This window comes from Brevundimonas sp. AC546 (assembly GCF_979258305.1).
Genome location: NZ_OZ409849.1, coordinates 1,667,783 through 1,688,628, shown reverse-complemented (window position 1 = coordinate 1,688,628; position 20,846 = coordinate 1,667,783). Strand labels below are relative to the sequence as shown.

17 protein-coding genes are annotated in these 20,846 nt (G+C 65.9%); 15 read left to right on the top strand and 2 right to left on the bottom strand.

From position 1 onward, the window contains the following. The first annotated feature begins 33 nt into the window (after window positions 1-33). From ACZZZD_RS08350 to aguB, 5 genes are all read left to right on the top strand, one after another. Complete coding sequence (locus ACZZZD_RS08350; RefSeq protein ID WP_463434212.1) at window positions 34-1,188, top strand: OmpA family protein; 1,155 nt, start codon at window positions 34-36, stop codon at window positions 1,186-1,188. Between the two features lie 519 nt (window positions 1,189-1,707). Then, entirely contained in the window at window positions 1,708-2,838 is a 1,131-nt protein-coding gene (locus ACZZZD_RS08345) for a capsular polysaccharide export protein, LipB/KpsS family (RefSeq protein WP_463434210.1), read from the top strand. A gap of 187 nt (window positions 2,839-3,025) precedes the next feature. After that, on the top strand, window positions 3,026-5,476 hold the full coding sequence (locus tag ACZZZD_RS08340) for a TonB-dependent receptor domain-containing protein (RefSeq protein WP_463434208.1): 2,451 nt from the start codon (window positions 3,026-3,028) through the stop codon (window positions 5,474-5,476). Window positions 5,477-5,638: 162 nt separating this feature from the next. Continuing rightward, complete coding sequence (locus tag ACZZZD_RS08335) at window positions 5,639-6,658, top strand: agmatine deiminase family protein (protein WP_463434206.1); 1,020 nt, start codon at window positions 5,639-5,641, stop codon at window positions 6,656-6,658. Continuing rightward, window positions 6,655-7,518 (top strand): N-carbamoylputrescine amidase, encoded by an 864-nt coding sequence (aguB, locus tag ACZZZD_RS08330; protein WP_463434204.1) that lies wholly within the window; start codon window positions 6,655-6,657, stop codon window positions 7,516-7,518. Before ACZZZD_RS08335 ends, aguB begins: the two co-directional genes overlap by 4 nt. A 216-nt stretch (window positions 7,519-7,734) precedes the next feature. Here the strand turns inward: aguB and ACZZZD_RS08325 are convergent, their stop codons facing one another. Continuing rightward, on the bottom strand, window positions 7,735-8,475 hold the full coding sequence (locus ACZZZD_RS08325; RefSeq protein WP_463434202.1) for an alpha/beta fold hydrolase: 741 nt from the start codon (window positions 8,473-8,475) through the stop codon (window positions 7,735-7,737). 171 nt (window positions 8,476-8,646) lie between these two features. On the opposite strand from ACZZZD_RS08325, the gene ACZZZD_RS08320 reads away from it, so the two are divergent. From ACZZZD_RS08320 to rplT, 6 genes are all read left to right on the top strand, one after another. Continuing rightward, the gene (locus tag ACZZZD_RS08320; protein WP_463434200.1) at window positions 8,647-9,609 is read left to right on the top strand and encodes a glycosyltransferase family 9 protein; all 963 of its coding nucleotides are present in this window, start codon (window positions 8,647-8,649) and stop codon (window positions 9,607-9,609) included. 124 nt (window positions 9,610-9,733) lie between these two features. Beyond that, window positions 9,734-10,255, top strand: a complete 522-nt coding sequence (gene infC / locus ACZZZD_RS08315) for a translation initiation factor IF-3 (RefSeq protein WP_463434198.1) — start codon at window positions 9,734-9,736, stop codon at window positions 10,253-10,255. Window positions 10,256-10,398: 143 nt separating this feature from the next. Then, window positions 10,399-12,363, top strand: coding sequence for an alpha/beta hydrolase family protein (locus ACZZZD_RS08310; protein ID WP_463434197.1), 1,965 nt, complete (start codon window positions 10,399-10,401; stop codon window positions 12,361-12,363). Between the two features lie 28 nt (window positions 12,364-12,391). Further along, window positions 12,392-13,693: an MFS transporter gene (locus ACZZZD_RS08305; RefSeq protein ID WP_463434195.1), complete on the top strand. Its 1,302-nt coding sequence runs from the start codon at window positions 12,392-12,394 to the stop codon at window positions 13,691-13,693. 162 nt (window positions 13,694-13,855) lie between these two features. Then, window positions 13,856-14,053, top strand: a complete 198-nt coding sequence (rpmI, locus tag ACZZZD_RS08300; RefSeq protein WP_135193772.1) for a 50S ribosomal protein L35 — start codon at window positions 13,856-13,858, stop codon at window positions 14,051-14,053. A 55-nt stretch (window positions 14,054-14,108) separates the two neighbouring features. Next, window positions 14,109-14,462, top strand: coding sequence for a 50S ribosomal protein L20 (gene rplT, locus ACZZZD_RS08295; RefSeq protein WP_463434192.1), 354 nt, complete (start codon window positions 14,109-14,111; stop codon window positions 14,460-14,462). 63 nt (window positions 14,463-14,525) lie between these two features. Here the strand turns inward: rplT and ACZZZD_RS08290 are convergent, their stop codons facing one another. Then, on the bottom strand, window positions 14,526-16,112 hold the full coding sequence (locus ACZZZD_RS08290) for an ATP-binding protein (RefSeq protein ID WP_463434190.1): 1,587 nt from the start codon (window positions 16,110-16,112) through the stop codon (window positions 14,526-14,528). 201 nt (window positions 16,113-16,313) lie between these two features. Between ACZZZD_RS08290 and pheS the strand changes: the two genes are divergently transcribed. From pheS to pheT, 4 genes are read left to right on the top strand one after another with little or no spacing between them, the layout of a single operon-like run. Continuing rightward, complete coding sequence (pheS, locus tag ACZZZD_RS08285) at window positions 16,314-17,390, top strand: phenylalanine--tRNA ligase subunit alpha (RefSeq protein WP_463434189.1); 1,077 nt, start codon at window positions 16,314-16,316, stop codon at window positions 17,388-17,390. 3 nt (window positions 17,391-17,393) lie between these two features. Next, complete coding sequence (locus ACZZZD_RS08280) at window positions 17,394-17,792, top strand: hypothetical protein (RefSeq protein ID WP_463434187.1); 399 nt, start codon at window positions 17,394-17,396, stop codon at window positions 17,790-17,792. After that, a complete protein-coding gene (locus ACZZZD_RS08275) occupies window positions 17,789-18,187 on the top strand; it encodes a hypothetical protein (RefSeq protein WP_463434185.1) in 399 nt (132 codons plus the stop codon). Before ACZZZD_RS08280 ends, ACZZZD_RS08275 begins: the two co-directional genes overlap by 4 nt. A gap of 7 nt (window positions 18,188-18,194) precedes the next feature. Further along, window positions 18,195-20,633, top strand: coding sequence for a phenylalanine--tRNA ligase subunit beta (gene pheT / locus ACZZZD_RS08270; RefSeq protein ID WP_463434184.1), 2,439 nt, complete (start codon window positions 18,195-18,197; stop codon window positions 20,631-20,633). Window positions 20,634-20,846: the final 213 nt, after the last annotated feature.

The window sequence follows — 20,846 nt, the reverse complement described above, 5'->3', positions numbered from 1 at the left end:
GCAGCTTCGCGCAATTCACACAGTGAGGAAGCTATGAAGCTCAAACTTCTCGCCTCTGTCGCCGCAGCCGGGCTGTTCGCAGCCGGAGCCGCATCGGCAGAACCCAATGGTTGGTACGGGGCGATCGACGCCGGTTACCACATGATCGACGACATCAACGCCGAGTTGTCGACGACCGGCGCCAACTGGAACTATGAAGTGAACGACGGCTGGGCGGCGTTCGCCCGTCTCGGCTATCGCTTCAATCCCAACTGGCGCGCCGAACTCGAAGGCGGCTACCGCTCGGGCGACGTCGGCACGGTTCGCGCCGTTTCCGGCACGCAGGGCGTCTGCAACTTCACCCCGGCGACGGGCGGTTGCTTCTCTCCTGAAGGTGACATCGAATCGATGACCCTGATGGCGAACGTCATCTATGACTTCGGCTTCGAAGCCTGGGGCATCCGTCCCTTCGTCGGCCTGGGCGCCGGCGTGAACCACGTCAAGACGGACATCACGGGCAACCTGCGCGCCAACCGCGGCGCCACCTTCACCGCCGATGACGACTCGACCAAGTTCGCCGCTCAGGCGATCGCCGGTCTGGCCTGGGCCGTCGGCGACCGCGCCAACATCGACCTGACCTACCGCTACCTGACGGGCGACGCTTCGTTCGCTTCGACGACGGTCGGCACGGGCGTCGGCGCAACCTCGTTCGGCGAATGGGACGGCGACTACGATCAGTCGCACACCGTGACCCTGGGTCTGCGCTACAGCTTCGGCGCGGAAGATGCGCCGCCGCCGCCGCCTCCCCCGCCGCCGCCGCCGCCGCCGCCTCCCCCGCCCCCGCCGCCCCCGCCGCCGGTCGCTCAGACCCCGGTCGCTCGCCAGTTCGTGGTCTACTTCGACTGGGATCGCTCGGACCTGACGGCGGAAGCCCGTTCGGTGGTGACGCAGGCCGCCAACTACGCCAAGTCGGGTCGTCCGACGCGCGTCGTGATCGTCGGCTACACCGACACCTCGGGTTCGGCCGCCTATAACCTGGGTCTGTCCAACCGCCGTTCGCGCACCGTCGCGGACTCGCTGGTTGCTGCAGGCGTCAACGGCGGCGTCATCGCCCTCGACGGCAAGGGCGAAACCAACCTGGCCAAGCCGACCGCCGACGGTGTGCGCGAACCGCTCAACCGCCGCGCGACCATCGACATCAACTTCTAAGACCTCTGAGGAAGCCGGTCTGGACCTCCAGACCGGCGACCGGCGGATTATGGAAGCTGTCGATTACAAGACATCGAGCCGTCGTCGCCCTCAGGGCGGCGGCGGTTTTGATGCTAGAAAACCACGTCGTGGAGGCGGCGCGCCGAAACCGGCTAGGCGCTTGCGATTTCGATTGATCGCGTCGGATCATCGCGACACAAGGGCCCGGATGACCCCCCTTCGCAAACGTCGTGATTGTATCTGCCTCGCCAGCGTTTGCGTCGCCAGTTCACCGCGGGGGTGGGCGTAATGGTGGATTTACGTTCGTCTTCCAGGCTTCTTTCGGCGCGACGTCGTCGACGCTATCGGTTGCGGGCGGACGGGATTCGTCCCGATGTCCAGTTGCGGCTTCGAGCGCCGCATATATCGCAGTCGGCAGTCATCTCCTCATTTCCGCCCTCCAGGCGGCCCGGATCACAATCATTGTCGGGGCGTCGGTTTCTGATCGTATCCGCGCCTTTCGGCGCGTTCGGGCCTGCGATGGCCTCGGTGCTTGAGGCGCGGGGCGCCGTCGTGAACCGGATGATCTTCAACGCCGGCGACGCCTTGAACTGGCGCCGGCCCGGCGGCCTGGTCTTCAAGGACACGGCCAAGGCCTGGGTCGATGGCCTGGCCAAGTTCGCCGCAGGGTTCAGCGACATCGTCGTCTTCGGCGAGGCCGGCCCCTACAACCGCGCCGTTCTGGCGGCGGCCGAGATGCTGGATGCTCGAATCTGGGTGCTGGAAAACGGCTATTTCCGCCCCGACTGGGTGACGGTCGAGCGGAATGGCGTCAACGGCTCCAGCGCCTTGCCCCGCTTTCGCGACGGCTATCCCGAACCCGCGCCGCACCTGCCCGAGCCGGTTGCGGTGGGCAAGATTCTGCCGCACCACGTCGCCAACATCAGCGCCTATCATACGGTCCAGGTGGTCGGAAAAGCGCTCTTCCCACATTACACCGCACCTTACGTCTTTTCGCCGCTGAAACAGTGCGTCGGACATATCCGGCGCTATGTCGGCCTGGCGTTCCGCAGGGTCGAAAACTGTGACGCCGAGGTGATCAAGGCGCGCGGCGACTTCTTCATCGCCTGTCTGCAGCGCGAGGGCGACGCACAGTTGCTGCGCTATTCGCGCTACGCCGACAACCGCGCCTTCCTGGCCGCCGTCATAACCAGCTTTGCCGCCAACGCGCCGCCCGGCGCACGGTTGGTGATCAAGAATCACCCGCTGGATCCCGGCCTGGTTAACCTTCGCGCCGTCACAATGCGCCTGGCCCAGGATCATGGGCTGGCCGGGCGGGTCGATTTCATCGACGGCGGCAATCTGGCGGCGCTGTGCCGCGCGTCGCTGGGCATGGTGGTCAACAATTCCAGCGCCGCACTGTCGGCGCTTGGCTTCCACACGCCGGTCAAGGTTCTGGGCGACGCCTTCTTCGACTTCGATGGCCTGACCGATCAACAGTCGATCGACGGCTTCTGGTCCGCGCCCCAAGCGCCCGACACGGCCCTGTTCACGCGGTTCCGCGCCCATGTGATCGCGCAGAGCCAGGTCAACGGCAACTTCCACGAGCCGCATGCTATTCAACCGACCGCACGCGGTATTGCGGATATGTTCGAGCGCGTAGCCGACTAACACCACGCTGAAGCGTGTTGCTCGTCATTAGGTGTGGCGCCAAGACCACGCCTCCATCGGTGTCATATTGCTGTTACATAACTGTCGTCCCAGGTTTCAACATGGGTCCTAGAGGGGGCTGGATTGCGACAGGCGATGGCCGCTTGCCGCCCTGGCCGTTCGCGCCGTCCATCTGGGGATAGATGTAATGATAACTCGCAAAAGCCTGATCTGGGCGACCACCGCCCTCGTCGGCTCCCTCGCCTTCGCAGGCGGGGCCTCCGCTCAATCGACCGGCACGGAAGCCGTCGAAGTCCAGGAAGTCGTCGTGACGGGCGCGCGTGGTCCGCGCACCATCGACGGCGCCATCGTCGCTGAAACCGTCGGCAAGAGCCGTTCGACGATCACGCAGGAGTTCATCTCGACCCAAGCCGCCGGTCAGACGATCAACGAGATCCTGAACCTGGTTCCGGGCATGAGCTTCACCAACAACGACGCCTACGGCTCGTCCGGCGGCAATATCCGTCTGCACGGCTTTGACGGCCCGCGCATTTCGCAGACCTTCGACGGAATGCCGTTGAACGACTCGGGCAACTATTCGCTCTATTCGAACCAGCAACTGGACAGCGAACTGATCGGTTCGGCCTCGGTCAACACCGGCACGACCGACGTCGACTTGCCCACCGCCTCGGCTTCGGGCGGCACCATCAATATGTCGTCGATCGCCGTCCCGTCCGAGTTCGGCGGCCGCATTATTGGTTCGCTCGGTGACGACGCTTTCCGTCGCGTTTTCGCCCAACTGAACACTGGCGAGGTCGGCCCCTTCGGCACCCGTGCATGGCTTGCCTATTCCGACCAGTCGTATGACAAGTACAAGGGGCAGGGCGACCTGAACAAGACCCAGTACAATTTCAAGATCTTCCAGCCGATCCGCGACAACGGCGACTTCGTTTCGCTGGCCGGTCACTGGAACCGCAACCGCAACAACAACTACGCTGACTTGCAACTTCAACGTAACGCTGACGGTTCGGCCAGCCTGGCCAACGGCGTGACCTGGAACAGCGACTTCGACAACAACTACACCGCCCCGACCTATCGTAACGGCGTGGCCGATGTCGACGGTAACAGCAACCGCTACTGGGCTCTGCGTCAAAACCCGTCGGACACTGGCAACCTCCGCGCCCAGTCGCGTTTCACCCTGCGCGACAACCTGATCTTCACCTTCGACCCTTCGTTCCAGTACACCCTGGCGACCGGTGGTTCGGGCCAGTTCACCCTGTCGGAAACGGATCGCTCGATCCGTGGATCCCAGACCACGGGCGGCGTCGATCTGAACGGCGACGGCGACATCCTGGACACCGTGCGCGTTCACTCGACGAACAATACGCACACCCAGCGTTACGGCATCAGCTCGTCGCTGATCTGGAAGCTGTCGGACACGCAGACCCTGCGCGCCGCCTACACCCTCGACGACGCTCGGCACCGCCAGACGGGCCTGAATAGCCAAATCGACTTCTCGAACCCGACCGCACCGCGTTTCTTCGACGCCTTCGCCGGTCTGCGTGACGAGGGCCGCCGCATCGTCAATCTGGACGGTTACGAAATTCGCTCGCGTGACCGCTTGTCGTTCGCCATTCTTAACCAGTTCGCCGTCGAATATGTCGGCCGCTTCCTGGACGACTCGCTTCGCGTGAACGTCGGCGTCCGCGCGCCCTTCTTCAAACGCGAGCTGAACCAGAACTGCTACTCGCAATCCAAGAGCAGCTCGGTTGTCTGCGGCACCGAGAATGCGGTTCTGCAAGCCGACGGCACCTACAAGCTCGGCACCCGTACCGCGAGCTACCTCGCTCCGTACTCGCGTGACGTGAAGTTCGACGACATCCTGCCGAACATCAATGTCAGCTGGAACTTCACCGGCGCTCACTCGGTCTATGGTTCGTTCGCTCAGTCGCTGACCTTGCCGCGCACCGACAACCTCTACACCGTCTTCTTCGACGCCGACGGCGACATCACCTCGCCGATCACCGAGCCGGAAAAGACCACGACCTACGACTTCGGCTACCGCTACCAAACGGGCGTCCTGATCGCTTCGGCCAACGTTTGGTACACCAAGTTCGACAACCGCATCGTGTCGCGCTTTGACCAGGATCTGGGCGTTTCGTTCGACTCGAACGTGGGCAACGTCGATCTGTACGGCTTCGACTCGCAAGTCGGCTGGTCGCCAGTCGAGGGTCTGTCGCTGTACGCCACGGCTTCGTACACGGACTCGGAAATCGCCAACGACTACCTGGACGGCACCACCGTCATCCGCACCGGCGGTAAGTCGCTGACGGAAACCCCGGATTGGACCTTCGGTGGTCGCGTCCAATACGAAACCGGCCCGCTGCAACTCGGCGCACAGGTCAAGTATACGGGCGAGCGTTTTGTCACCGATGAAAACGACCTGTACACCGATGCCTATACGGTCGTGAACGCCGACGCCAAGTTCGACCTGGGTTACTTCGGCTACAAGAGCTCGAGCCTGGCCGTGCGTGTAGTAAACCTGCTGGACGAAGAATACTTCGGTTCGATCACGGGTGCGACGAACGCTTCGCGCGCCACCTATGCCTACCGCGGCCCGCCGCGCACGGTGCAAGCGACCGTGACCTACGCCTTCTAAGGCTTAGCCGAGGCTGAAACGATCAGGGGCGGTCCGTTCGCGAGCCGCCCTTTTTCTTTGCTCCAATGGGATGATGACGCCCGGCGTTGAAGTCGGGGGCGGGAGGGGCCATATGGCGCGGCTCGCGTTTTGTGCCCGAGACAAGACAGGATCCGTTCGCCGATGACCGCTCCCATCTCCGCCGCCATCCCTGCCGAATGGGCTCCGCACCGCGCCATGTGGGTGGGGTGGCCCAGCCATGGCGAATATTGGTTCGAGGCGCTGGAGCAGGCTCAGGACGAGGTCGAGGGACTGGTGCGGGCGCTGGCGGGGCCGGGGCGCGAACAGGTCAAGCTGATGGTCGGCAAGGCCGAGGTTCTGGCGGACGCTCAGGCGCGCTTCGAAGGCGTGGAGAATGTCGAGGTCGTGGCCGGCGAGTTCGGCGACATCTGGCTGCGCGACACCGGGCCGATCTTCGGCGCGGGATCGAAGACGGCCGCCGCCTTCAAGTTCAACGGCTGGGGCGGGAAATACGACATGCCGGGCGACGATCTGGTCGCGGGTCAGATCGGCGAACGTTCGGGCGTGGCCCTGACCTGGAACGACTTCGTCATGGAAGGCGGGTCGCTGGATCATGACGGGGAGGGGACTGTGCTGACCACGCGCCAGTGCCTGCTGAACCCCAATCGCAACCCGGCCTGGAATCAGGACGAGGCGGTGGCGACCGCTGCGCTGCAGACCGCCATCGCGGCCAAGGCCGTGCTGTGGTTGGGCGATGGTTTGCTGAACGACCACACCGACGGCCACGTCGACAACCTGGCTCGCTTCGTCGCGCCGGGCGTCGTCGCCTGCCCGATCGCCTGGGGCAAGAAAGACCCGAACGCCGAGGTCTATGACGCCACGGCCCGCGATCTGTCGGGCATGACCGACGCCGAGGGCCGCAAGATCCGCGTACTGAGGATCCCGTCGCCGGGTCTGGTGCTGGACGAGGACGAACGGCCGATCCCGGCCAGCCACATGAACTTCCTGATCGCCAACGGCGCCGTCGTGGTGCCGACCTATGGCGACGATCGTGCAGCCGACATGGCCTGCCAGGCGTTGAAGGGAGCCTTCCCCGATCGCGAGATCATCCCCCTGCCGTCCAAGGCCATCCTGACCGGCGGCGGCTCGTTCCACTGCATCTCCCAGCAGGAGCCCGCATGACCCGCAACATCACCGTCGCCGGCATCCAGACCTCGTATGGCGAGGACATGCAGGCGAATATCAAGAAGACCATCGACTTCGTTCGCGAGGCGGCGAGCAAGGGCGCGCAGGTGATCCTGCCGTCGGAACTGTTCCAGGGGCCGTATTTCTGCGTCTCGCAGGAGGAGCACTGGTTCACCCAGGCCTATGAATGGCGCGAACATCCCTGCGTCACGGCCATGGCGCCGGTGGCGAAAGAACTGGGCGTGGCCATCCCCGTCTCGATCTTCGAGAAGGACGGGCCGCAGTATTACAACTCGCTGGTCATGCTGGACGCGGACGGCGAGGCGCTGGGGATTTATCGCAAGAGCCATATCCCCGATGGCCCCGGCTATCAGGAGAAGTATTATTTCCGGCCTGGCGACACCGGCTTCAAGGTCTGGAACACCCGGTTCGGCAAGGTCGGGGTCGGCATCTGCTGGGACCAGTGGTTCCCGGAGGCCGCGAGGGCGATGATGCTGATGGGCGCCGACGTGCTGATGTATCCGACCGCCATCGGCACCGAGCCGCATGACGCGGACCTGCACACGGCCGAGCCGTGGCGGCGCGCCATGCAGGGGCATGCCGTGTCCAACGCCGTGCCCGTGGTGGGCGCCAATCGCATCGGGCACGAGACGGTGACGGAGGTGGGCCAGACCTTCTACGGCCATTCCTTCATCGCCGATCAACGCGGCGAACTGGTCGAGAGCCTGGGCGCCGAGGAGGAGGGGGTGCTGGTGCACCGCTTCGACCTGGATGCGCTGGATAAGTATCGCGCGGCCTGGGGCTTCTTCCGGGATCGGCGGACGGATCTGTATGGGGCGCTGACGGGGGCGAAGTAGGTTTACTTTCGTCATCCTCCGGGCCGCGCAGCGGAACCGGGGGACCCAGCGGCGCGCGATAGCGCGACCCGAAGGGTGGCACGTAGCAGCCAACCTGTCGCGGACCAGGTTTTGCAGTCGTGCAACGGAGAGATTTCGCCTTCGCGGCGCCGCTGGGTCCCCCGGTCTGCGCCGCGAAGGCGCGGCTTGCCGGAGGATGACGAAAGGGTTGGTTGGTTAGGCGCGCATCGCCTCTAACGCCGCGACCAGCCGGTCGAGGTCGGTCGGGGTCGAAAGCCGGTGATCGCCGCCCTCGATCAGGTCCAGCCGCACGTCGTCGCCTTTCAGCCGTTCGACCAGTTCGATCTGATGACGCCACGGCACCACGTCGTCAGCCCGGCCCTGGAGCACATGGACCGGGGCGGCGATGGCGATCACGCCGTCCAGCAGCAGCCAGTCGCGCGCCTCTTCGAACATGCGACGGGTCAGGACGTATTCGCCTAGGCCTTCCTCGACGATCAGGGTCTCGCCCTCGCGCAGAATGGCCTGGCGTTCGTGGTCGGCTAAACCGGGCCACATCAGCCGTTCGGTGAAGTCCTGGGCCGGATTGACCAGGACCAGGCCCTTGATCCGGTCCGGCCGCGCCAGGCTCGCCAGCAGAGAGACCCAGCCACCCATCGACGACCCGACCGGGATCACCGGGCCCGACAGGCTGTCGATCAGGGCGATCGCGTCTTCGCGCCAGCGGCCGATGGTGGCCTGGCGCCAGTCGCCGGAGGATTGTCCGTGGGCGAAATGGTCGTAACGGACGTAGTTCCAGCCGCGTTCGCGCGCGGCCGCCTCCAAAGCAAGGGCCTTGGTCCCCTCCATGTCCGAGCGGAAGCCGCCGACCCAGATCACGGTCGGGCCGGCGCCCTCGATGCGTTTGAAGGCCAGAGTTTCGCCGTCGGGGCGGGACAGGTGCTGGATGTCGGTCATGAGGGGACTTGTGCCTCGACTTTTCTCTTCCGTCATCCTCGGGCTTGACCCGAGGATCGGGCGTGACGCACACGGACGACTGAAGGCGGTCCCGGCCGTAACCCTGCGTCCCGCAGGTGTCGCGCGGCGCCGCCGATCCTCGGGTCAAGCCCGAGGATGACGGAGGAATAAGTGTCCGCGCCTCAAGTTCTGTTCGTCACCTCCAACCGCATCGGCGACTGCGTCATCTCGTCGGGGGTGATCCGCGAGATCGCGCGCCAGGTTCCGGGGGCGCAGATCACCGTCGCCTGCGGCCGGCCGCCCGCGCCCTTCTTCCGCAATGCGCCGGGCGTGGTGCGGACCATCGTGCTCGACAAGAAGAAGATGTCCGGCCACTGGCTCGACCTGTGGAAACAGGCGGTCGGCATGCGCTGGGACTTGGTCATCGATATCCGGGGTTCGGCGCTCAGCTATATGATCCCGGCCAAGCGGCGCATCGTCTATAACCGGTCTTGGGAAACCGGCCTTCGCAAGGTCGAGATGGTGTCGCGCCTGATGGGGTCGCCCGCGCCGCTGGATCCCGAAATCTTCTTGGACGATCAGGCGCGGGCCGAAGCCGCCGCCGTCATCGATCCGCAGCTGGCGGGCGCGGCTGGCCCCGGCCGGATCATTGCGCTGGCGCCCATCGCGCACCAGCCGGGCAAGAGCTGGCCCGCCGACCGTTGGGGCGCCCTGGTCGAGAAGCTGAAAGCCGAACCGCGTTTCGACGGCTGGCGCTTCATGCCTGTGGGCGGGCCGGGCGACCGGCCGCCGGCGACGCCTGCGTTGGAGGCCTCCGGGCCGAGAGGGATCGATTTCGTCGGCAAGGGCGACATTCTCGCCTCGGCCGCCGCCATCGACCGGGCCGATCTGTTCGTTGGTAACGACAGCGGCCTGATGCACGTCTCGGCGGCGCTGGGGCGGCCGACGCTGGGCCTGTTCGGTCCGACCGAGTGGTGGCTGTATGGTCCGTGGGGTCCGAAGACGCGCACGGCGGCGTCCAACGAGACGCGCGGGCAGTTCGCGCCCATCGAGGACTTGAGCGTGGATCATGTCTTCGAGGCGGTCCTGGCGCTGCACGACGCCTATATCGGCGCGACGCCTGCGAAGCCTTGAAAAACCGGGCTTCCGGGCGCATATTGCGGCCTTGAGGGGAACGTGGCGCAAGCCGCGCCATTCCGCTTATCGAGACACACGCCGACTTTGACCACATAAGGAAACGACGCCCATTCGCCGTCCCATGCAAGCGCCACCCGTGAAAGACGGGCCGCGTATGAACCAGGATATCCGCGCCCCCCGCGTTCTGCTCATCGACCAGAACGGCGAGAAACAGGGCGTCATGCCCACCTCTTCCGCGCTCGAAGCCGCCGAGGAAGCCGGGATGGACCTGGTCGAGATCGTCTCCACCTCCGAACCGCCGGTGGCCAAGATCCTCGATTACGGCAAGCACCGTTTCCAGGAACAGAAGAAGAAGGCCGAACAGCGCAAGCGCCAGAAGGTCGTCGAGCTGAAGGAAATCAAGCTTCGCCCGAACATCGACACCCACGACTATGAGGTGAAGGCCAAGGCCATGCACCGCTTCTTCGACGAGGGCGACAAGGTCAAGGTGACCCTGCGCTTCCGCGGTCGCGAAATGGCGCACCCCGAACTGGGCATGAAGCTGCTGAACAAGGTCCAGGCCGATTTCGACGAAGTCGCCAAGGTCGAGTTCTCGCCCAAGATGGAAGGCCGCCAGATGATCATGATCCTGGCCCCGCGCTGATCGCGATCCATCGCTGAATACGAAACGCCCCGGTCGCAGGACCGGGGCGTTTTTCGTTTTTGGAACTTTGGCGTAACCGCTGTATGCACCCGCCTGGGATGAGGTCAGGACACGCGAGGCGTGGCTTTGAGACGGGGCGGTGCATGCGCAGGATGTGGCTCGGGTTGGCGTCGGTCGTGGTGTCGGGATTGATGGCGGATGCGGCGATGGCCTCTGACCCGCCGCCGCTGGACGCTTATGGCGCGCTTCCGGCGCTGGAGATGGTTCAGATTTCACCCAGCGGAGCGCGGCTGGTTTCCGTGACGGTCGCGGGCGAGCAGCGCGCCATGCTGGTCACCGATCTTTCGAGCGGCGAGATCCTGGGCGGCGTGGGCGCCGGTGCGGTCAAGGTGCGTGAACTTCAGTGGGTCGGCGAGGATCGCGTCCTGACGACCATGTCGACCACTCAGTCGATTCCGCAACTCAACGTGCCTCGCACGGAGCTGTTCTTCGGTCGGATCTACGAGGTGGGGTCGCGCAAGCTGGCGTCGGTGTTCGACCGCACGCCGGGTGTCCTGCCCATTCTGATCGGGCCGGTCGAGGTCCGCGATACATCGAATGGGCCGACGATTCTGGCGCGCGGTTTCGCGCCCGATGTCTGGCGTCGTCTGGATCTTTTCAGCATCGATCCGAGAACCGGACGGGGTCGCATCGCGCTCGAGACCAATGCCGATGTCGAAGAATTCGTGATCAATGCGGCGGGGATGCCGATCGCTCGCTCCCAGTATGACCCTCAGAGCCGGCGCTGGAGCCTGCACCTACAAAGATCAGGCACGATGTTCAGTGGCGCCTGGTATGTCGATGCACCCATTGATCAGCCGCGTCTCCTCGGAATGGGGCGTCGCGAGCGCACCGCCCTGATCAGCGCGAATTGTCCCGATATGGGAGAGAGTGAGTTCGGCGAAGCTGGTGGTGTATTCGAAGTCGATGTGGACACCGGTGAATGGATGCGTCTGCCCTTCGAGGGGCGCGTAGACGTTCTGGTTCACCACCCGCGCACCAAGCTGCTGCTCGGCGTTGGCCGAGTGACCGATGAAGGCGTCGAATACGCGTTCTCGGACGATGACGCCAAGAGGCGCTGGGCGAGTATCGAGCGGGCATTCTCTGGTCGGTCTCCGCGCCTGGTGTCCTGGACCAACGACCTGTCGGGCATCGTGATCTTCACCGAGGGCGCCGGAGATTCCGGCGTCTATCACTACGTCAACTTCGACCAGCGCCGTGCCGACATCGTCGGCGAAGCCTATCCGGCCATCACGCCCGATCAGGTCGGGCCGATACGCGCGGTAAGCTACAAGGCGGCGGACGGTCTGGAAATCCATGGCTATCTGACCACGCCGCCGGGCGTCGAAAACCCCGCAGGGCTTCCCCTGGTGGTTCTGGCCCACGGCGGACCGGCGGCGCGCGACACCATGGGATTCGACTGGTGGGCGCAGGCGCTGGCGTCGCGCGGCTATGCGGTGCTGCAAGCGAACTTCAGGGGATCGACGGGCTATGGCGTTGCGTTCATGGAAGCGGGCTACGGCGAGTGGGGCCGCAAGATGCAGACGGATCTCTCGGACGGCGTACGCCATTTGGCGGCCGAGGGCATGATCGACCCGAAGCGCGTCTGCATCGTGGGCGCCAGCTACGGGGGCTATGCCGCCATGGCGGGGCCGACCCTGGATCCGGGCGTCTACCGCTGCGCCGTCTCGGTCGCAGGGGTCTCCGACCTGCGCCGCATGGTGAACTGGGTCGCCGAAACGGGTGCGCGTCGTGACAGCACCGGCGTGCGCTATTGGAACCGGTTCATGGGGGCGGAGCGGACGGGGGACCGAACGCTGGACAGCCTGTCTCCGGCACGTCTGGCCAAGACGGCGGATGTGCCTCTGCTGCTGATCCACGGCCGAGACGACACGGTGGTCCCCATCGAACAGAGCCGCGTCATGGCCGACGCCCTGCGTCGAGAGGGCAAACCGGTCGAAATGATCGAGCTAGAGGGCGAAGATCACTGGCTGTCGCGCGCCGAAACCCGCCAGCGGATGCTGCGCGAGACCGTGCGGTTCCTGGAGGCGAACAATCCGGCTCGCTAGCGGCGAACGGCCGCGCTAAGCCTTGGCCATGACCGCGACCTCCACGACCCCGCCCCAGCTCAAGATCCCGGCGCTGGCCGTGTTGTTCGCGACGGTGTTCATCAATCTGGTCGGGTTCGGGCTGGTGGTGCCGCTGCTCCCTTTCTTCGCCCAGAGCCTGCAGGCCGAGGCGTGGCAGATCACGCTGATGTTCTCGGCCTATTCGCTGGGCCAGTTCTTCGCCGAGCCCTTCTGGGGGCGGCTGTCGGACCGGATCGGGCGCAAGCCGGTGCTGCTGATCACGCTGATCGCCAATGCGCTGGGCTATCTGATGCTGGCCTTCGTGCCCAACATCTGGCTGGCGATCGCGGTGCGGCTGTTCACCGGCCTGGGCGCGGGCAATATCTCGACGGTCCAAGGCTATGTCGCCGATGTGACGCCGCCGGAGCAGAGGGCGGGGCGGATGGGGCTGATCGGGGCCGCGTTCGGCCTGGGCTTCATCGTCGGGCCGGGCCTGGGCGGGCTTCTAACCCAGCCGCAGCTGGGGCGTCTGGGCTATCAGCTGCCGATCTTCCTGGCCGCGGCGCTGGCGGCCGTGGCGGCTGTGGGGGTGATCGTCTTCCTGCGCGAGAGCCGGGCCAAGGCCGATCCCGCCACGCCGCGCCCGGCCTTCCTGTCGGGGCTGAAGGACGCGCGGGACAATGACGTGGTGTCGCGCGTGCTGGTGGTGACCCTGATCTATATGGCCGGGTTTTCGGCGATGGAGAGCGTGTTCGGCCTGTGGGCCGAGAGCCGCTATCAATGGGGTGCGCGCGAGGTGGGGCTCAGCTTCATGATCGTGGGCATCGTCTCGACCCTGAACCAGGGGTTCTTCGCCGGAAAGCTGGCGCGACGGTTCGGCGAATCGCGCGTGCTGGCGGTCGGCATGCTGCTGTTCGGAAGCTCGCTGGTGCTGCAGGTGCTGGCGCCCGTCGCCTGGTTCCCGGCGACCCGGTTGGAGCTGGGCGCCTTGTCGATCCCGGTGGTGCAGGGATGGAGCATCCCGATCATCATGGCGCTGGGGGCGTGCGGCATGTCGATGGCCATGCCCAATATCTCGGCCATGATCAGCCGGGCGTCGCCGCCTGACCGCCAGGGGGCCATGCTGGGGCTGAACATGGCCTCCAGCTCGGTGGCGCGCATCTTCGGGCCGATGATCGCGGGCGCTTTGTTCTCAGGCCTGGGGCGCGACTGGCCCTTTGTGGTCGGCGCCCTGCTGACCATCCCTGCGGCGGTGATGGCAATCAACGCCGGGCGGGCGATCCGGCGAGGTCAGGTCGCGGCGGATACGCCCGCCAAGTCCTTGTCCTGACTCATCTTGCGTCGGCGGGCGTCTTCGCCTACAAGCCGCGCCTTCGCGTACCGAACCGCCGGGCGAACAGGCATGCCTGGGCGGTTCTTAAACTCTGGAAGACCACCTCCCCCACGGCTCAAGCAGCCCGAAGGGCGGTAGCCCTCCAAATAGGAGACTGAAATGCCGAAACTGAAGACGAAGTCGGGCGCCAAAAAGCGCTTCAAATTCACGGCCACTGGCAAGGTGAAGTCGGGCGTTGCAGGCAAGCGTCACCGCTTGATCAGCCACAACTCGAAATACATCCGCCAGAACCGCGGCACCAAGGTCATGGCCGACGCCGACGCCAAGAAGATCAAATCCTACATGCCGTACGCCTGATCGGCGCGCGCTGTACGACTGATCTCCATCCCAAAGAATTTGAAGGAATAGCGACATGGCTCGCGTAAAACGTGGCGTAACCTCGCACGCCAAGCACAAGAAGGTTCTGGAGCAGGCCAAGGGCTTCTCCGGCCGCCGCAAGAATACGATCCGTACGGCCAAGGCCGCCGTCGACCGCGCCGGGCAATACGCCTATCGCGACCGTCGCACCAAGAAGCGCAACTTCCGCGCCCTTTGGATCCAGCGCATCAACGCCGCTGCGCGTATTGAAGGCTTCACCTACAGCCAGTTCATCAACGGCCTGAACAAGGCCGGCATCGAACTGGACCGCAAGGTCCTGGCCTCGATCGCCGCCGACGCGACCGGCTTCAAGGCCGTCGCCGACAAGGTCCGCGCCGCTCTGGCTTAAGCCACAGTCGCACCGACCAAGATCAACGCCCGCTCCGGTTTTCCGGGGCGGGCGTTCTTCGTTTCAGGCGGCCTCGGCCATTCGGCTTTGCGCCAGCACCATGCGGATGGCGTTCAGCAGGGCGTCGGGCTGGATCGGCTTTTGCGCCACCCCGTTCATGCCTGCGGCGATATAGTCCAACTCGTCCCGCTCGTCGGCGTTGGCCGTCAGGGCCAGGATCGGCAGGGCGCCCGCCGGGCCGGGCAGGGCGCGGATGGCCCGCGTCGCGGCGACCCCGTCCATCACCGGCATCTTGATGTCCATCAGGGCCAGGTCGAACGGACGTGCGCCGACGGCGTCCAGCGCCTCCTGGCCGTTCTCGGCCATCTCGCAGGTGCAGCCGAACATCTCCAGCAGCTTGCCGGCGACAAAGCGGTTGGTCGCATTGTCGTCCACCACCAGCACATGGAGGGTGTCGTGCGGCGTCGGCGCGGCCAGTTCGGGCGTCGTCGTCCCTCGTTCGGTCGCGACGCGCAGCGGCAGCCGCACCTGGAACCGGGCGCCGCCCTGGGGCGAGGTCGCCAGGGAGATGACGCCGCCCATCCGCTCGGCGATCTGGCGGCAGATGGCCAGGCCCAGGCCCGCGCCCGCGCCCTCGCGCCCGGCCTTGCCGGTGTTGAAGGGGTCGAAGATGGTCGCGGCCGCCGCCTCGGGCACGCCGGGGCCGCTGTCGTCCACGGTGAAGATCACCTCGCCGTCGGGTCGGCTTTCGATCAGGGCCACGACCTCGCCCGTCAGGGTGAACTTCAGGGCGTTGCCGATCAAGTTGTTCAGCAACTGCTTCAACCGCATGCCGTCGGCCTGAACGTAAGGGACGGCCAAGTCGGTGCGGATGGTCAGGGCCAGGGCCTTCTCCTCGGCCCGCGCGCGCCACAGGGCGTCGATGTCGAAGGCGACGGCCGACAGGTCCAGCGGCTCTTCTTCCAGGGTCAGCATGCCCGCCGAGGCGCGCGACATGTCTAGCGCATCGGTCAGCAGCCGCAGCAGGCTCTGGCCTGAATCGATGACGGTGCGGACATAGGGGCGCAGTTCTTCCTGCTCCAGCTTCTTGTCCATCAGGGCGGCGACGCCCAGCACCCCGTTCAGCGGGGTGCGGATTTCGTGGCTCATCACCGCCAGGAATTCGGACTTGGCGCGGCTGGAGGCGACGGCCTCGGCCTCGGCGATGGCTAGGTCACGGGCCAGGGCGCCCATCTCTTCGGCGCGCTGGCGGTGCAGGGCGGCGCCGGCCTGAACGATCTGCAGCGCCGTGCCGACCCCGACGTAGCGACCGTCCGCCACCACGACGAAGCCGCCCAGCAGGGCGCCCAGCTCCGCCGCCCCATAGGCCTGAAAGAAGGCCTCCGCGCTGGTCGCCGCGTCCGCGACAGGCGCGTTGCGGTCCATCAGGCTTTCGGCGGGTTTCTTGGCATAGAGGGCGCGCCCGAACTCGGCCGCCATCCTCAGGGTGAAGGCGTTGCGCTCGATGATGCCGACCGGCCGGCCGTCGTCGTCCACGACGGCCAGGGCCAGGGTGTTGGGCTCGGTCTGGAATTGCTCGAACACCTCGGCGCCCGGCGTGGACGTGGCCACCGGCGCGATCAAATCAACGAAGTCACCGATCCGCGGCATCAAGGTCCTCACTCGTTCGGCCCTCGGCTTAGCGGCTGATATTTAACGCCAGCTTTGCCGTTCATGAACCTTTCGCGGCGGGTTTTCGACAATCGATCCGTGAGCGGACGGAAAGGGCCGGTCAATCTCAAGCCGAGGGACGTTCGCTGCAACGCCTTGAAGGGTGACGAAAGCCGTTCCACCCGTTAAGGCACGGGACAAATGACCGATCTCGCCACACTCGAACTCGACCTGATCAACGCCATCGGCGGCGCCGAAAGCGTCGTCGCCCTGGAAGAGGTGCGCATCGCCGCCCTGGGCAAGTCCGGCTCCGTCTCCGGCCTGCTGAAGGGGATGGGCGCGATGAGCCCTGATGAACGCCGTGAACAGGGGCCGATGATCAACGGCCTGCGCGACCGCGTCGCCGCCGCCATCACGGCCAAGAAGGCCGAGCTTGAGGCCGCCGAACTGGACGCCCGGCTCCAGGCAGAGCGCATCGACCTGACCCTGCCGGCTCGCCCGCGTCGCAAGGGCGGGGTCCACCCCACCATGCAGGTGATGGACGAGATGATCGCCCTGTTCGCCGAGATGGGTTTCGCGGTCGCCGAAGGCCCGGACATTGAGGACGACTTCCACAACTTCACCGCCCTTAACTTCCCGCCCAAACATCCGGCGCGGGAGATGCACGACACCTTCTTCCTGAAGCCGGATCCCGAGACGGGCGAGCGCAAGGTGCTGCGCACCCATACGTCGCCGGTGCAGGTCCGCACCATGATGTCGCAGAAACCGCCCATCCGCATCATCGCGCCGGGCCGCACCTTTCGTAAGGATTCGGACGCCACCCACACGCCGATGTTCCACCAGATCGAAGGCCTGGTGATCGACCGCGACATCCATATGGGCCACCTGAAGACCACTCTTCAGACCTTCATCGCCCGCTTCTTCGAGCTGGACGAGGTCCAGGCGCGGTTCCGGCCGCACCACTTCCCCTTCACCGAGCCCTCGGCCGAGATGGACATCCGCTGCGACCGCTCGGGCGGCAAGCTGGTGTTCAACACCGGCGACGACTGGCTGGAGATCCTGGGCTGCGGGATGGTGCATCCCAATGTGCTGCGCAACTGCGGCATCGACCCGGACGAGTATCAGGGCTTCGCCTTCGGCATGGGCGTGGATCGCCTGGCCATGCTGAAATACGGCGTGCCCGATCTGCGCCCCATGTTCGACGCCGACACCCGCTGGCTATCGCACTACGGCTTCTCCGCCTTCGCCGCCCCCAATCCGGCCTCGGGCCTGAGCTGAACAATGACCGACGCAAACGACACCATTACCTTCAAACGGATCGGCGAAGGTCCTGCCTATGACAAGGCCAACATCTGGCTGCCGCAACTGATCGCCGAGGCGATGGCGGCAGGAAAAAACCTGATCGAAAACAAAACCTTTACGGATTGCCGTGTCGAAGGGCCAGCCGTGCTGCTCGCCGCCGGCGGCTGTAAGTTCGACGATTGCGACATGGGCTACTCAGGCGGAGACATCCGTAATCTTCTGCTGGCGCCGGTCGGCCCCGAGAAGGTGATCGGCACGATCGCGTTTCAGAACTGCGCCTTCGTGCGCTGCAAATTCTACGCGGTCGGCTTTACCGGCGCGCCCGCCTTCCTAACGAACTTCGAAGCTGTTCTCAGCCAGGGAAAACAGTCGTCATGAAGTCCATCCTGCCGATCAATCGCCCGCTCGCGGACGTGTCGGATCTGAGCGCCACGACGTTCGAGAACGTCGACATCATTCTGTACGAACTCTATTCGGCCGCCTCGGCCAAGGGTGTTCCGCTGGTCGAAGGTCGCACCTTCATCGGCTGTCGCTTCCAAGGGCCGGCGGTCGTTCTGGTGTCCAATGGCGTGACCTTCACCGACACCAACTTCGGCGATGGGCGAGGCAGCATCCGCAACCTGCTGCTCAACCCTGTCGGCGACAAGGCCATCGGCACGATCCCGATGCGCGACTGTAAATTCATCGGCTGCGAGTTCTACGGCGTCGGCTTTACCGGCACACAAGAGTTCCTCGACCAGGTCAGCGCTCTGACCGACCAGCCCAAGGCCTGAGACGACCATGAAGTTCACCCTGTCCTGGCTGAAGGACCACCTCGAGACCGAGGCGGACGTCCATCAGATCGCCGAAGCCATGACCATGGCCGGGCTGGAGGTCGAGGAGGTTCTCGACCCCGCCGCCAAGCTGGCGCCCTTCACCGTGGCCAGGATCCTATCGGCCGAGCGTCACCCCAACGCCGATCGTTTGCAGGTCTGTCAGGTCGAGACGGTCGATGGGTTGAAGGAAATCGTCTGCGGCGCCCCGAACGCGCGCGCGGGCCTGACCACCATCTACGCCCCCATCGGCGCCTATGTGCCTGGCCTGGGCGTGACCCTGGTCGAGAAGCCTGTGCGCGGCGTGGTGTCGAACGGCATGCTGTGTTCCGCGTCCGAGCTTGAGCTGGCCGACGAGAGCGACGGCATCCAGGAACTGCCGCCCGAGATCCCGGTCGGCACGCCGGTCGCCGGCCTGTTCGGCGCGGAACCCGTCATCGACTTCGAAGTCACGCCGAACCGGCCCGACTGGCTGGGCGTCGCCGGCATCGCGCGGGATCTGGCGGCCGCCAGCGTCGGCAAGCTGAAGCATTTCGACATCGCCGTCGTGCGCGGGGCCTTCCCGTCGCCGATCACCGTGCGGCTGGAGGCGCCCGAGATGTGCCCGGTCTTCGCCGGCCGCGTGATCCGGGGCGTGAAGAACGGCCCGTCGCCGGCCTGGCTGCAGAAACGCCTGACCGCCATCGGCCTGCGCTCGATCAACCGGCTGGTCGATGTCACCAATCTGATCGCCTACGACCGCGCCCGGCCGCTGCACGTCTATGACGTGGCCAAGCTGGTCGGGACCGAGATCGTCGTGCGCGCGGGCCAAGTCTCAGCCGAGACGGCTCACATCGAGGGCGGCGAGCCGGAGCATCTGATCGCTTTGGACGGTAAGACCTATGCGGCCTCGGCCGCCGACTGCGTCATCGCCGACGCCGGGGGCGAGCGCCCCATCGGCCTGGGCGGCGTCATGGGCGGCGAAAGCACCGGCTGTGACGAGACCACCACCGACGTCTTCGTCGAAAGCGCCTGGTTCGACCCACTGGTGATCGCCCAGACGGGCCGTGCGCTCGGCATCCATTCCGACGCCCAGTACCGGTTCGCGCGCGGCGTCGATCCGGTCTCGGTCACGCCGGGCCTGGAACTGGCCACCCGTCTGATCCTGGACCTGTGCGGCGGCGAGCCGTCCGAGATCGTCTTCGTCGGCGAACCCCCGGCCAGCCCGGCGCCCTTCGCCTTCGACCCCGCCTATGTGAAGCGGCTCAGCGGCATGGACCTGGCCGACGACCGGATCGGCACCATCCTGGGCCAGCTCGGCTTCAAGGTCACCGCCGGCCCCGCCGATCAGGCCGAGCCCTGGACCGTGACCCCGCCGTCGTGGCGTCGCGACGTCGAGGGCCGAGCCGATCTGGTCGAGGAGGTGGCGCGGATCGAGGGCTTCGACAGCCTGCCCGACACGCCCCTGCCCGAAGTCGCCCGCCCCGCCGGCGGCGTGCTGAGCCCGCGCCAGGCCCGCGTCCGCGTGGCGCGCCGAGCCTTGGCAGCGCTGGGCTATGCTGAGGCCGTCACCTGGTCCTTCACCAAGCAATCCACGGCCGTTCTGTTCGGCGGCGGCGACGAGCGGCTGGTGCTGGAGAACCCCATCGCGGCCGATCTGGACTGCATGCGGCCCTCGGCCCTGCCGAACCTGATTCAGGCGGCGGCGCGCAACGCCGCGCGCGGTTTCGCCGACGCGGCCCTGTTCGAGATCGGCCCCATCTATCTGGGCGACGGTCCGGCGGATCAGCGTACGGTGATCACTGCTCTGGTCGCCCCCCATGCCGCGCGCCACTGGGCCGGCGCCGGAGAGGACGCCCTGTTCGCACTGAAGGCCGACCTGACGACCCTGCTGGAAGAGATCGGTGCGCCGGTCGCCTCCCTGCAACTGACGCAGGGCCAGAACCGCGACTGGTGGCATCCCGGCCGTTCGGCCCGGCTGCAGCTCGGGCCCAAGAACATCATGGTCGAGTTCGGCGAACTGCATCCGCGAGTGCTTAAAAGCCTGGACGCCGACGGTCCGATGCTGGCCTTCGAGATCGTGCTCGACAATGTCCCCGAACCGCGCGGCAAGGGCGGCAAGGCGCGCGGTTCCGCCGACCTGTCTGCCCTGATGCCCCTGACCCGCGACTTCGCCTTCGTGGTCGAGGACGCCAAGCCGGTCGGCGATCTGGTCCGGGCCGCCACCGGCGCCGACAAGGCCCTGATCGCCGAGGTCCGCGTCTTTGACGTCTATCGCGGCAAGGGCGTGGACGAGGGCTTCAAGTCCGTCGCCCTGGAAGTTGTCCTTCAACCCCGTGACGCCACCCTGACCGAAGCCGAGATCGAAGCCCTGACCGCCAAGGTCGTGGCGGCGGTGGAGAAGCAGGGAGCGAAGCTGCGGGGGTAAGGCTTACGAGTAGAGGCTCCTCCCCATTCATGGGGAGGTGGCTCGAAGCGAAGCGGAGAGACGGAGGGGTTCTTTGCCACCGCACGGACGACCGTGGGACTTCAAGAGCCCCTCCACCGCTTCGCGGTCCCCCTCCCCACAAGTGGGGAGGAGACGACTTCCCCACCGTCCGTAAGCCCCCGTTAACCTTGAAGCCGCAAGGCTGCCGCAAAG